Below are 12,453 nucleotides of genomic sequence, written 5' to 3'. Positions count from 1 at the left end.
AATTTAAGACTAATGTCTGATTAAAAATTCAATTATAATGTAATACCAGTGATCTGGATTTTAGTGAATTGTTGACGGTGACCGTTTTTCTTTTTGTAGCCTTTACGACGTTTTTTCTTGAAAACGATAACTTTATCACCTTTTAAATGAGACAAAATTTTAGCCGAAATTTTAGCACCTGCCACGTTCGGAGTACCGATTGTGAATTTACCACCATCTTCTGCTAACAATACATTGTCAAATTCAATACTAGCGCCTTCTTCTCCTTGTAAGCGGTGCACAAAAAGAAATTGGTCTTTTGCAACCTTGAATTGCTGTCCTGCTATATTTACTATTGCGTACATTGTTAATAAATTAATTAAATGTGTTTATTGTTAATGAACGGCAAAATTAGCAATTATTATTCAATTCTAAAAATATATTACACTTTTTATTTACCACTACCAAACAGCAACACGTTTCTTGGGTGCTACATACATCTTCGCAGTTTTTGGAATCTGGAATGCTTGATAAAAAGCTTCCATATTATAGACTGGACCATTGACACGAAATTCTTCAGGGCTATGCGGATCGACTTTCAAACGCATGTTCATTCGCTCATCACTATTTTTAATACGCCAAACTTGAGCAAAACTTAAAAAGAAACGTTGATCTGGTGTAAATCCATCTATTTTGGTTGCATCTTGTCCTTGCTTTGTTTTTTTGAAAGCATCGAATGCAATATTAAGACCTCCAATATCCGCTAAATTTTCTCCTAATGTCAATTTTCCATTCACATGTTGTTTATCCAGTAAAGTAAAACCATCGTATAAGGCGGCTACCTGATTAGCTTTTGTCGTAAACTTAGTCGCATCTTCTGGAGTCCACCAATCTTTTAGATTTCCTTCTTTATCATATTGACGGCCTTGGTCATCAAAACCATGCGTCATTTCATGTCCGATTACAGCTCCTATAGCACCATAGTTGATTGCATCGTCCGCATTTGCATCAAAAAATGGAAACTGTAGTATTCCTGCAGGAAATACAATTTCATTATAAGGTGGGTTGTAGTATGCATTGACAGTAGGTGTTGTCATCAACCACTCAGTCTTGTCAACTGGTTTGCCCATTTTGTCGATCATTTCCTTATAAGCATGACGTGATGCAGCTTGTAAATTGGCATAATAAGTATCCTTATTGATTTCTACATCAGAATAATCTTTCCATTTATCTGGATATCCGATCTTTTTAGTAAAAGCTTGCAGTTTTTCGATCGCTTTTTTCTTGGTTTCAGGAGTCATCCAATCTAACTTTTCAATACGGTCACGATATGAGATTTCTAAATTATTAACTAACTCCAACATTCTTTTCTTAGCCTCAGGTTTAAAGTATTCTTCGGTAAACAATTTTCCAAGTACTTCTCCTAAGTTATCATCAACCGTACTGACCATAAGTTTCCAGCGTTCCTTTTGCTCTTTCTGTCCCTGCAAAGTTTTACCATACAGTTCAAACTGTGCATTACGGAAGTCTTTTGTCAATGCTGTTGCTGATGAATTCAACAGATCCGCCTTCAATTTAAGTTTCCATACTGGTAGCGGTTCAGATTTCAACAAATTATTTAGAGCAACATAAAACTTCGGTTGCTGTACCAATAAAGTATCTGTTTTAATTGCTAATCTGCCCAAGATATCATTCCAGTTCAGATTAGGTGTCTCCTTTTGAAAAGCTGCTACCGCAACTTTATTATAATTTTTAATCGGATCACGTAATTCAACTGGATTAAGATGAGATTTCGCAATTGCAGTTTCAATCTTAAGGACAGATTCTGCATCCGCTTTAGCTGTAGCCTGTTGACCGGCAAGCGTAAACAGCTTACTGAGATAATTCGTATAAGCTTCACGTATTTTCTTTGCCTTTTCATCCTGATCCAAATAATAACTTGATTCAGGAAGATTAAGTCCACCCTGTACAAAAGTAGCGGCATTTTTATTACTCATACGTTCATCGGCAGCGATATAAAATGAGAAAAGATCTCCCTCCCCCTCTTTAAAACCGTCGGCACTATAAGCAATCAGTTCTTCGATGGATTTTAAATCATCAATTTTCTTCAGCTGAGCCTGAATAGGTGAAATTCCAAGCTTTTCTATCGTAAGGGTATCCATTCCACTGGAATAGAAATCGCCAACCTTTTGTTGATCCGTACCTCTTTTACTATTGGACTGAGCGGCCTTATCTAAAATACCATGAAGCTTTTGTAAGTTCTCATCATTCAAGGTATAAAATGATCCCCAGCCAGACTCTGATGGAGGAATAACTGTTTTCTTCAACCATTGTCCATTGGCATACATAAAGAAGTTATCTCCTGGATGAACTGTCGTATCCATACCGGATACATCTAAAAATACAGTTCGATCTGCTTGTTTCTGATCCGAACCTTTATTGGATTGGCAACCAAATGCTAGAGCAGCAATCGGTAATATTGCCCATAATTTTTTATTGACCATAATTTTCTTATTTCAAACACCTTGAGTAAAGGTAGTTTTTTTATTAATGCGGAAATAACACATTTTAATAAAATTTGTTTTGGAAAATAGAATTATACTTCTATTTTTGCCAACAGACTACGGAGAGGTGTCAGAGTGGTCGATCGAGCACGCTTGGAAAGCGTGTGTACTTAACGGTACCGCGGGTTCGAATCCCGCCCTCTCCGCATCCTAACAAGGAAAACGTATCAAAACCCTACAAATTGTACAATTTGTAGGGTTTTTCTTTTACACGCCATATCGTTTTTTTAAATACTTCTCATTTCCAGCGAGACCCTAAAAGATGGTTAGCTAGGGTCTCGCTAAAATGAACCGCTAGATAAACACCGCACAAAGGCACTACATAACCAGTCTTTGAACATCTTGACAGTTTATATCCAATAGAATAAATTGAATATTGAAATAAAACATCACACACTTACATGACAAAGTGAATAAGCATAACGAATGGTTTTATTTTTAGATAAAGTCTTCCTATAGCATAGGTATCATTCCTACTTTTTTTGTAGATTGGTTTTGCTGAACCATTAGGAGCGAACATAATCATGTAAGATTAAAATGGACAAACTGACAATCATAATAAACGGAGACAATTTTTCTGATTTAGAAAGTTTCTATCATGAAGTCGACCAAGTCTTGACGAAAGATCTTGATTGGCAAACAGGGCATAATCTAGACGCGTTTAATGACCTACTTTGTGGCGGTTTTGGTGTTTACGATTATGCGACATCTGTAAAAATTGTTTGGACAAAATTTTCTAAAAGCAGAAGCGAATTAGGGGAGAAACTTACAGATACTTTATGTGCGATAATCGCATACCACGATCATATTGAATTTGAGACAAAAGACTAAGAAATAATTGTAGTATAAAGAATAAATGATGGACGTGGTTATCTATAGCTTAAAGCGCCTACATAGGTGACTAACGATAACACTCCCTCCCTAAACTACTAAAAAGCCCAGCTACAAAACTGGGCTTTCTCATTTTTTACATGTAGAATTTTTGAAATTTAATGATGTAAAACGTATCGTAGAAAATTATTAATCAACCGAATATTTACCCAAAGTATTCGAAAATACATAAATACCAGCCGAATATTTATTGCCTAAAAAGACCTCTTTCTAATTGATTATTTTTAAAGAATACATAGATGGTGCATTGCCTTTGTTAATTATAAAATTTAAAAAAAATGAAAAAATTAAATGGAATGAAGAGTTTCTCTTCTTTAGAAAACAAAAAACTAGACTTAGAAAATGTGGAAGGTGTTACTGGAGGTCGTCTATCTCAGGAACGTTTCACCCAAGTTTCTTCTAACTTTTTAAATGCAGACGGTGCTCAAGATTATGATATGTACATCGGTAGTAGATTTGTTGGAAGAGGATGGGATATGTCAGATTGTGACGTTTCTTGGTAATAACTGAATCGATTCATCACATCGTGTACATCTAACATTATTCAAAAGAACATTGATTACCTGGCGAATATGTATGTTCCCCGAGCCCCATTGACTTACTGATTGATTTTAAAGAACACAAGCAATTGTGCATTGAATTTGTCAATTATAGATTTTAAAAAAATGAAAAAATTAAATGGAATGAAGAGTTTCTCTTCTTTAGAAAACAAAAAACTAGACTTAGATAATTCTAAAGCTGTGTTAGGTAGTTTGGCTGGTGGGCCTCAGTATATCAGATCTAATTTCTTAGATGAAAATGGATGTCAGGATGTAGATTACTATCATGGAGGTAAATGGCGTGCTAGATTTTATGATTGTTCAGGTTGTTAATAGTTCTATTTTAAGGTTATGAAGAAATTAACTGGAATGAAGGATTTTTCTGCTTTGGAAAAGAAGAAAATCGATATAAATACTGTAGGCGGATTAGCCATGTCTGGTGGTGTTTATGAAATACGTTCAAACTTCGTCGATGCACATGGTTGCTCTGATGTAGATGTTTATGATGGAAATGGTGGTACATACCTGTCAAGAGTATGGATCAAAGATGGCCGATTTCCTCACCTAGATTAAACTAAATTTCAGTTTTAATCGAAATATATTTCTAAAACATAAGCTGCTTTTGTTTGCAAAAGCAGCTTATGTTTTTAAAAAGACTGTTATACTTAAAAATAGTACACTACTCAAATTTATGATTTTAATCATCTCTAAAAACAATGAAATCACGACCACAACGGTCATAAAGTGGCTTATTGCTATGAAGAAGGAATTTATCCGTATTCATGAAAACGAGGTATTTGAAATCAAAGCTATAGAAAAAAGAATTCTTTTAAAAAGCACGCGAAATCAATTTTTTCTTGATGAAATAACTGCTGTATGGTATCGACGAGGAAATATCGCATTTGATACATTAAAGTACGAGAATCAAGCTATAAATCGCTATATGTTTGAAGTACAGCACTGGTTAACGGATTATGTAATCAAATCTTTGGAAGGAAAGAAACACATCAATAAGGAAAGTAATAGCCATGTTAACAAACTATTGGTTTTAGAAAAAGCAAAAGAAGTAGGATTGGATGTACCACCTTATTTTTTGGCTGAAGATATGAAGGATGTTATCATCAATCAAACCATTGTGAAACCCATTTCTGGTACGCCGATAATAGATATGGTTCATGAAAATCAGAATGGTATTATGTACACATCGGTCATCGAGCAAAAGAAAGAATCCAATTTCTTTATTTCTTTTTTTCAAGATAAGATCGAAAAAGATTTCGAGATACGAAGTTTCTACTTAAATGGAAAAATTTATTCTACCGCCATTATATCACAAAATGATGAAAGAACAAAGATTGATCATAGAAGATACAACAGCAAAATTCCCAATAGAAATGTCCGGTATAACCTACCTCTGGAAGTAGAGCAAAAAATTAAGGTATTGATGCAGACATTAGATCTAAATTCAGGGTCTTTAGATTTTATTAAATCTGGCGATAAGTTTTATTTTTTAGAAATTAATGCCATTGGTCAATTTTTAGGAATGTCCAATGCCTGTAACTATGGATTAGAAAGAGAAATAGCAACATACCTATAATATGGAAGAAAAAGTAAAAGACCTGATTATAAAAGAAGAGAATAAGCTTCCTCTGACATTTGAATACATGGAATTGTATGATGGTAAAAGTTCGAATAATTTAGATTCAGATTCATCGCTTTATCTAAAATGTTCAACGTATCAAACAGATTATTTGTTACGGACAAAACCATTTAAACGATTGACAAGACTGATATGAGATTTTTTAATTTGTACACTGACATCTTTATAACAAAGGGATATAATCGTATACTAGTATCCGATTTAGGGAGAAATGTTTCCAAATTATATCCGTTAGAATTGTATGAGCTTATTGAAGAATTAAAATCGAGTTCCATTGAATCGGTACTTGACAATTATGATCCAGAATCCAAAAATATTGTCCAAGAATATCTCGATTATTTATTGGAAAAGGAATATGGTTTTATTACGGAAAACGATTGGGATAAAAATTTCCCCCCATTATCTTACGAGTACCATGATTATCAATTGGTTTCCAATTTATTTATAGAAATTGAAAAACTATCCGTACCAGAAACATTAATAAAATCTATAACCAATTTAAATATTAAACATGTGGTTGTTTTTTGCAGAAGTTCAGCATCTTCACAAGAAATCATCGATTTTGACCGTGCTTTTGAAAATACACCTTTAGAAGGTTTAGAAATATTTACAGCCTATTCTACTGCTCTTAACGAAGCTTTTCTTCAAGCTGTTCATGATCGAAGTCAGCGGATTTATCATCTTGTATTTTATCAATGTGAAAAAGTCCCTGTGCTATCGAATTCCAGTTTCAGATTTATGGTTGATTTTACTGAAGATGCACTATCCATTAATTCCTGCGGAAAAGTAAATACAGATTATTTCAATACAAATATGCCCAAAGTTCTAGAGGCTATAAATCATAATTCTTGCCTTCACAAAAAGATTGGAATCGATATAAATGGTAATATTAAGAACTGTCCAGCAATGCCACAATCTTTTGGTAACATAAAAGAGATGACTTTAGAAGAAGTATTACAGCAAAATTCGGTTCAGGAATATTGGCATCTGACAAAAGAAGAAATAATGGTTTGTAAAGATTGTGAATTTAGAAATGTATGCACCGATTGCAGGGCTTTTACAGAACGTTCCCAATACAATAAAAAAGGTTTGGATATTTCCAAACCCTTAAAATGTGGCTATGACCCCTATAGCAATGAATGGTCGGAATGGTCTATGAATCCGCTAAAACAACAAGCGATAACGTACTATGGTTTTGAACAATTGGCTCCGAAAAATTAAATATGGCAAAATTTCCATTCTATAAACAACCGGATTCCAAAGACTGTGGACCTACCTGTCTCCGCATTATCAGTAAATATTACGGAAAAATATTACCCCTCCAGATGCTCCGTGATTTGTCCGAGACAACACGCGAAGGATCAAGTCTTTTGGGATTAAGTAAAGCTGCCGAATCTATAGGATTTAAAACACTTTCTGTAAAAATAGATTTCAAGACACTTGTTGAAGACGCACCACTTCCCTGTGTAGTGTTTTGGATGAAACAACATTACGTTGTTGTCTATAAAATTCAAAAAAAACGTCAGGGTTACCGAATCTATATTTCAGATCCAAGTTACGGCTTAATTAGCTATTCAGAAGAAGAATTTCTACAGAACTGGATAGGAAAAGGTGCTACCGATACAACAGAAGAAGGTATTGTACTCGTTCTAGAAACAACAGCACGTTTTGATCAACAAGAAGACATTTCAGACAGATCCTTTTCTATCAAAAACTATCTGAAACATTATTTTTTTAAATATAAATCCTTTATTATTCAATTGGCTTTAGGGTTGATAGGAGGAAGTTTACTGTCCTTGGTTTTTCCGTTTCTGACACAAAGTATCGTTGATATAGGGATTCAGAATCAAGATTTAAATTTTATCTATTTAGTGTTATTTGCCCAAATTATGCTTTATATTGGACAAATGGGCATAGAAGTGATCCGAGGATGGATTTTACTGCACCTATCATCACGCATCAATATATCTATTGTATCTGATTTCTTCATTAAATTGATGCGTTTGCCTATTAGCTTTTTTGATTCAAGGGTAACGGCCGATATCATGCAACGAATCGCTGATCATGGTCGAATCGAACAATTACTTACCAACAACTCTCTACAGACACTCTTTTCATTGATCAATTTTTTGGTTTTTGGTGTTGTTCTTCTATTTTACAGCTATAAGCTTTTTATTATTTATCTGGTAGGTGCTGTTCTTTATTTCTTTTGGATCGCATTTTTTTTAAAGAAGAGAAGAGAATTAGATTACAAACAGTTCTCCCAGCTAGCAGAAGAACAAGGCCAGGTCATGGAATTGATCAATGGTATGCAAGAAATCAAAATGAATAATGCCGAAACCAATAAACGTTGGCAATGGGAAGGTATTCAGATTAAAGTTTTCAGAATTAAAATTAGAGCACTTAAGCTTGAACAGATACAGACTATAGGTGGAAATATTATCAATCAACTTAAAGATGTATTCATCAGTTTTATCGCGGCAAGCCTGGTGGTAGAAGGTCAATTGACATTAGGAATGATGCTTTCTGTGCAATACATCATAGGACAGCTAAATAGTCCATTAATCCAATTTATGAACTTCATCAGACAAACGCAGGATGCTAAAATTGCACTGGAGCGATTGAATGAAATCCACGGAAAGGACGATGAGGAAAGTCTGGATAATAACTATGCGTCTGAAATTCCAGAACAAAATATTTCAGTAACGAACTTAACATTTCGCTATAAAGGATCAACTCATGCTGTATTTGAAAATTTGAATCTATTGATTCCCTATGAAAAAACGACCGCTATTGTAGGCGCCAGTGGATCTGGAAAAACGACTTTAATGAAACTATTAACAAAGTTTTACGATGCAGATGAAGGTGAAATTAAGATTGGGAAGACCGACATACGCCATATCGCCCCCAGTATGTGGCGTGCATCCTGTGGCGTTGTTATGCAGGATGGTTACATTTTCAATGAAAGTATAGCAAATAATATTGCAATGGGTAATATTAGTGTAGATAAGCAAAAATTAAAGCACGCGGTAGAAATCGCACATATAAAAGATTTTATTGAATCATTGCCAGTAAGTTACAATACAAAAATTGGCTATGAAGGATTAGGTATCAGCGGGGGACAACGCCAACGGATGTTAATAGCGCGTGCAGTCTATAAATCTCCACAATATGTATTTTTCGACGAAGCAACTTCTGCCCTTGACGCAAATACAGAAAAAGTTATAACAGATAATTTGAATCAGTTCCTAAAAGGGCGAACGGCAGTGATTATCGCACATCGCTTATCTACTGTAAAAAATGCAAACAAAATAATCGTACTGGATAAAGGTAAAGTGGTCGAGGAAGGCACCCATGAACAGCTTGTATCCTTAAAAGGAGAATATTATCGATTAGTAAAAAATCAATTAGAACTTGGCAACTAAAGACAACATATTGGACAATATCAATCTGCGTTCAGAGCAGGTACAGGAGGTTTTAGAAACACCGCCAAATTGGCTTATCCGTTGGGGAAGCCTAGTGATGTTAGGTATAATACTTTTATTTTTTTTACTGGCATGCATTATTAAATATCCAGAATTCATTTCATCTACTATTATTATATCATCTCAAAATCCACCAGAGAAAATTGAGGTTAGGATCGATTCACGGATTGAAAAATTGATCGCAAAAGATCAAAAAACAGTAAAAAAAGGAGACTTACTGATGGTTTTGGAGTCGTCAGCCGATGATCAAGATATATATCAATTAAAGAAGATTCTCGATTCTCTATCGACGAAACAACTTAGTAAATTTCCATTACAACTTGTTTCCAGCTTTAGATTGGGTGAAGTACAGGAAGATTACAATGCCTTTGCCAAGGCGCTGGAGGAAGAGATATTATTTACCAATCTACAGCCTTATGCTGCAGAAGAGGTAACGGCCCTTAAAGGTATTACAGATTATAAAGAACGTGTTGCAAATCTTAGGCAACAACATATATTAGAATCAAGTAAGTTACAATTGACCGAAAAAAACTACAAGCGTTCCGAATCATTACATCGTGAAGGTGTGATAGCTGCTTTAGAACTTGAAAATGAAAAAGTAAAATTATTGGAAGCGCAAAGGAATTTCAAAAATACAGAAATATCAATTGCGCAATTGGAAGAAACTATTTTAAACTTTAAAAAAATAAAATCAGGTGCAGATGTAAATATTGTTAAAGAAAAAACTTCCTATTCATCTGCTTCTATCTTATTACTTGAAAAGCTCAAAAAAGCACTACGACAATGGGAAAAAACTTATCTCGTCTATGCTTCTATAGATGGAACATTAAGTTATCTCCAATTTTTAGGAGAGAAACAATTTGTGAAAGCGGGCAGTACCCTGCTCAGTATACTGCCAAACAATAGACAGATAACAATAGGACAAATGCATATAGGAGCGCAGAATCAAGGTAAAATAAAAATAAATCAAAAGGTATTGATCAAGCTTGATAATTATAAGTACCAGGAATATGGTATAGTACAAGGGAAAATCAAATCCATTGCTTTAGTTCAAGATAAAGACAGTAAATACTATATAGAAGTAGCACTGCCCAATGGATTACAGACTTCTTATCATAAAACAATTGTATTTGACAAGGAATTGAGCGGAACGGCTGATATTGTTACACAAGAATTAACACTTGCTGAAAGAATATTGAGTCAATTAAGGAGTTTACTTAGATATCAAGATAATTAATGATTGTGTTATTTCGATATATATTACTAACGCTTGGCATCACATGCATTACAGGCAAAGTTTTGTTCGCACAACAGACTTTTGACTTACACCAATGCATTGCCGTTGCACTTGAAAAGAATATCACTTTAGACAAAGCGAAATTAGTTCTTGAAGACAAAAATCTAGATATAAAAAATTACAAAAATGAACGTCTACCTAATCTAAATGGATTTACAAATTTATACAACAATTTTGGACAATCTCAAGATATTTTTGGTAACAATGCACGAAATGACAACTTCAACAGTACATTAGGTTTATCTTCCTCCTATTCGATCTTAAACAATGGCAAACTGAAAAATTTCATTAAGAAATCAGAGAGAGAAATGGAAGCAAGCGGACAAGACTTAGCTTTACTCAAAAGAGAAATAACACTAAAAACTATCCAGGCTTACCTAAACGTATTGTTGCAAAAAGAGATCTGCAAATCGGTAGATACAGCTCTATTTTTTGCAGAGAGCCAACTTTTAAAAGTACAAAAGTCAACTGACCTCGGAGCCACTTCACTCACTATATTATACGAAGCAAAGGCTAATTATGAACGTGAGAACGAAAAGAATAGACAGGCGCACTACACTATAGATAAAGCTATATTGGAACTTAAACAAATAATGGCTATTGAACCAGATCAAAATTTTGAAATTAATACGGAAACTAAGGCTTTTTCACCGTTACAGCAATCAAGTTCTGAATCTTCGGATTTATACAGTTCCTATTTAAAACAGCACCCTGCATTAAAAAAATATGCATTGTTGAGTGAGGCACTTCAATTTGATCAAAAAGCTATAAAAGCCCAGCTTTACCCCACGATTGATGCGAGTCTGACATTGGGTAGTTTTTATTTCAATAATTTGACTACAGGCTTTGGAAGACTTCCTTTATTTAATCAGCTTCAAAATAATTTTTCTCAACAGATAGGTCTGACCATCAATGTACCAATATTCAACAAAAATACTGTTAAGACAGCTGTTCAAAAGAATAAGATTCAACAGGCTGAAAATGCAAAACAAATACAATTAGAACAGCTTACTATCAAGCAGGAGCTAACAAAACAATTACTAGATCTGGATAATTATCAAAAACAATATAAACTAGCAACTAATGTTCTGGAAGTCACTAAAAAGGCTTTTGATTTAAGTTTAAAAAGTTACGAGGCAGGTAGAATCAGTATATATGACTTAAATACATCGCGTTCGAACCTGCTCACGACAGAGAGTGAGCTGATTCAAACTAAATACAATATGCTATTTACACAAATTTTAATCCATTATCTGAGTACAGGTGACATTAAATTTTAAACCTGTTCAAAAAATAAAATTATCCCAATCCTTCGATAAACTGCATAATCATTTCTCGCTTTCGATTTGAAATAGGAATCATCCTGCCATCCTTCATTTCCAGTTGCCCGTCTTTAAAATACTTATGGATATAATGGGAATTAATAAGATAAGATTGGTGACAACGTATAAACTGTTCTTGAGGCAACATCGCTTCAAAATGCTTTATTACTTTAGAAACCATTAAATTGACCCCATCTTTTAAATGAAAAGTAGTATATCCTTTATCACTAAAACAGTATAAAATATCCTCTACATCAACAATCTGTGTAAATTCAAAGGTTCGAAGTGCTATTTTTTTTGGAGTAGCCGGATGTTTAAGATGACTTTCTGCAATCTTGAGCTGTAATTGGTTTAGCGTAAATTCTGTCGTCTTTTTATAGCATTGTTCAATCTTCTCCATGAGTAAACTTGGATCGATCGGTTTTGTCAGATAACCAATAGCGCCAAGATTAAGCGCTTCAATAGCATATTGGTTAAAAGCAGTTATAAATATAATATTAGCATCTAAATTAAGATTGGCTAATAATGCTAAGCTGAGACCATCTTTTAACTGTATGTCTGATAAGATAAGGTCCGGTAATTCTCTTGGAATGTCGATCTCGGCCTTTTTGATATTAGACGAGCTTCCAACCATCCGCACATAGGGTATTTCATCCAAAATGGATTGGATATAACGAAGTATATTCGCCTCGTCTTCGAGTACATAAATCTTTAACATA

General features: G+C 34.1%; 13 protein-coding genes and 1 tRNA gene. 11 read left to right on the top strand and 3 right to left on the bottom strand.

Annotated elements, in window-relative coordinates; translation table 11 throughout:
* Positions 1-32: 32 nt before the first annotated feature.
* Together rplU and HCX49_RS21340 are read right to left on the bottom strand one after the other, a co-directional pair.
* Positions 33-344, bottom strand: a complete 312-nt coding sequence (gene rplU, locus HCX49_RS21345; RefSeq protein WP_021189835.1) for a 50S ribosomal protein L21 — start codon at positions 342-344, stop codon at positions 33-35.
* Positions 345-440: 96 nt separating this feature from the next.
* Positions 441-2,483, bottom strand: a complete 2,043-nt coding sequence (locus HCX49_RS21340; protein WP_206368655.1) for a M13 family metallopeptidase — start codon at positions 2,481-2,483, stop codon at positions 441-443.
* A 121-nt stretch (positions 2,484-2,604) separates the two neighbouring features.
* Here HCX49_RS21340 and HCX49_RS21335 point away from each other — a divergent pair.
* The 11 genes from HCX49_RS21335 (at position 2,605) to HCX49_RS21285 (ending at position 11,692) form a co-directional block, all read left to right on the top strand.
* Positions 2,605-2,689: transfer RNA gene (locus HCX49_RS21335), tRNA-Ser, on the top strand.
* Between the two features lie 391 nt (positions 2,690-3,080).
* On the top strand, positions 3,081-3,374 hold the full coding sequence (locus HCX49_RS21330; protein ID WP_132771934.1) for a barstar family protein: 294 nt from the start codon (positions 3,081-3,083) through the stop codon (positions 3,372-3,374).
* A 338-nt stretch (positions 3,375-3,712) separates the two neighbouring features.
* A complete protein-coding gene (locus tag HCX49_RS21325) occupies positions 3,713-3,937 on the top strand; it encodes a TIGR04139 family peptide modification target (protein WP_132843965.1) in 225 nt (74 codons plus the stop codon).
* A 162-nt stretch (positions 3,938-4,099) separates the two neighbouring features.
* Entirely contained in the window at positions 4,100-4,306 is a 207-nt protein-coding gene (locus tag HCX49_RS21320) for a TIGR04139 family peptide modification target (RefSeq protein WP_132771936.1), read from the top strand.
* Positions 4,307-4,324: 18 nt separating this feature from the next.
* Complete coding sequence (locus HCX49_RS21315) at positions 4,325-4,546, top strand: TIGR04139 family peptide modification target (RefSeq protein ID WP_132771937.1); 222 nt, start codon at positions 4,325-4,327, stop codon at positions 4,544-4,546.
* A gap of 118 nt (positions 4,547-4,664) precedes the next feature.
* Positions 4,665-5,567 carry a grasp-with-spasm system ATP-grasp peptide maturase gene (gene gwsG, locus HCX49_RS21310; protein ID WP_168128077.1) on the top strand — a complete coding sequence of 301 codons (903 nt, stop codon included), beginning with the start codon at positions 4,665-4,667 and terminating at the stop codon, positions 5,565-5,567.
* A gap of 1 nt (position 5,568) precedes the next feature.
* Complete coding sequence (locus HCX49_RS21305; protein ID WP_168128029.1) at positions 5,569-5,766, top strand: hypothetical protein; 198 nt, start codon at positions 5,569-5,571, stop codon at positions 5,764-5,766.
* Positions 5,763-6,851 (top strand): grasp-with-spasm system SPASM domain peptide maturase, encoded by a 1,089-nt coding sequence (gwsS, locus tag HCX49_RS21300; RefSeq protein ID WP_237682867.1) that lies wholly within the window; start codon positions 5,763-5,765, stop codon positions 6,849-6,851. The genes HCX49_RS21305 and gwsS overlap by 4 nt, the downstream gene beginning before the upstream one ends.
* A 2-nt stretch (positions 6,852-6,853) precedes the next feature.
* Entirely contained in the window at positions 6,854-9,055 is a 2,202-nt protein-coding gene (locus tag HCX49_RS21295) for a peptidase domain-containing ABC transporter (protein WP_132771939.1), read from the top strand.
* On the top strand, positions 9,045-10,352 hold the full coding sequence (locus HCX49_RS21290; protein WP_168128076.1) for an HlyD family efflux transporter periplasmic adaptor subunit: 1,308 nt from the start codon (positions 9,045-9,047) through the stop codon (positions 10,350-10,352). The genes HCX49_RS21295 and HCX49_RS21290 overlap by 11 nt, the downstream gene beginning before the upstream one ends.
* 62 nt (positions 10,353-10,414) lie before the next feature.
* Positions 10,415-11,692 carry a TolC family protein gene (locus HCX49_RS21285; protein WP_168128075.1) on the top strand — a complete coding sequence of 426 codons (1,278 nt, stop codon included), beginning with the start codon at positions 10,415-10,417 and terminating at the stop codon, positions 11,690-11,692.
* 19 nt (positions 11,693-11,711) lie between these two features.
* Here the strand turns inward: HCX49_RS21285 and HCX49_RS21280 are convergent, their stop codons facing one another.
* Positions 11,712-12,452 (bottom strand): LytR/AlgR family response regulator transcription factor, encoded by a 741-nt coding sequence (locus HCX49_RS21280; RefSeq protein WP_168128074.1) that lies wholly within the window; start codon positions 12,450-12,452, stop codon positions 11,712-11,714.
* Between the last annotated feature and the right edge of the window lies 1 nt (position 12,453).

Source organism: Sphingobacterium sp. B16(2022) (assembly GCF_012030425.1).
GTDB classification, from domain to species: Bacteria; Bacteroidota; Bacteroidia; order Sphingobacteriales; family Sphingobacteriaceae; genus Sphingobacterium; species Sphingobacterium anhuiense.
Note: the sequence above shows the minus strand (reverse complement) of the source record. Positions and strands in the feature narration are given on the sequence as shown.

Excerpts from the sequence above, each read along its gene's own strand:
- rplU (WP_021189835.1), bottom strand. The coding sequence starts at position 344 with ATGTACGCAATAGTAAATATAGCAGGACAGCAATTCAAGGTTGCAAAA.
- HCX49_RS21340 (WP_206368655.1), bottom strand. The coding sequence starts at position 2,483 with ATGGTCAATAAAAAATTATGGGCAATATTACCGATTGCTGCTCTAGCA.
- HCX49_RS21330 (WP_132771934.1), top strand. The coding sequence starts at position 3,081 with ATGGACAAACTGACAATCATAATAAACGGAGACAATTTTTCTGATTTA.
- HCX49_RS21325 (WP_132843965.1), top strand. The coding sequence starts at position 3,713 with ATGAAAAAATTAAATGGAATGAAGAGTTTCTCTTCTTTAGAAAACAAA.
- HCX49_RS21320 (WP_132771936.1), top strand. The coding sequence starts at position 4,100 with ATGAAAAAATTAAATGGAATGAAGAGTTTCTCTTCTTTAGAAAACAAA.
- HCX49_RS21315 (WP_132771937.1), top strand. The coding sequence starts at position 4,325 with ATGAAGAAATTAACTGGAATGAAGGATTTTTCTGCTTTGGAAAAGAAG.
- gwsG (WP_168128077.1), top strand. The coding sequence starts at position 4,665 with ATGATTTTAATCATCTCTAAAAACAATGAAATCACGACCACAACGGTC.
- HCX49_RS21305 (WP_168128029.1), top strand. The coding sequence starts at position 5,569 with ATGGAAGAAAAAGTAAAAGACCTGATTATAAAAGAAGAGAATAAGCTT.
- gwsS (WP_237682867.1), top strand. The coding sequence starts at position 5,763 with ATGAGATTTTTTAATTTGTACACTGACATCTTTATAACAAAGGGATAT.
- HCX49_RS21295 (WP_132771939.1), top strand. The coding sequence starts at position 6,854 with ATGGCAAAATTTCCATTCTATAAACAACCGGATTCCAAAGACTGTGGA.
- HCX49_RS21280 (WP_168128074.1), bottom strand. The coding sequence starts at position 12,452 with ATGTTAAAGATTTATGTACTCGAAGACGAGGCGAATATACTTCGTTAT.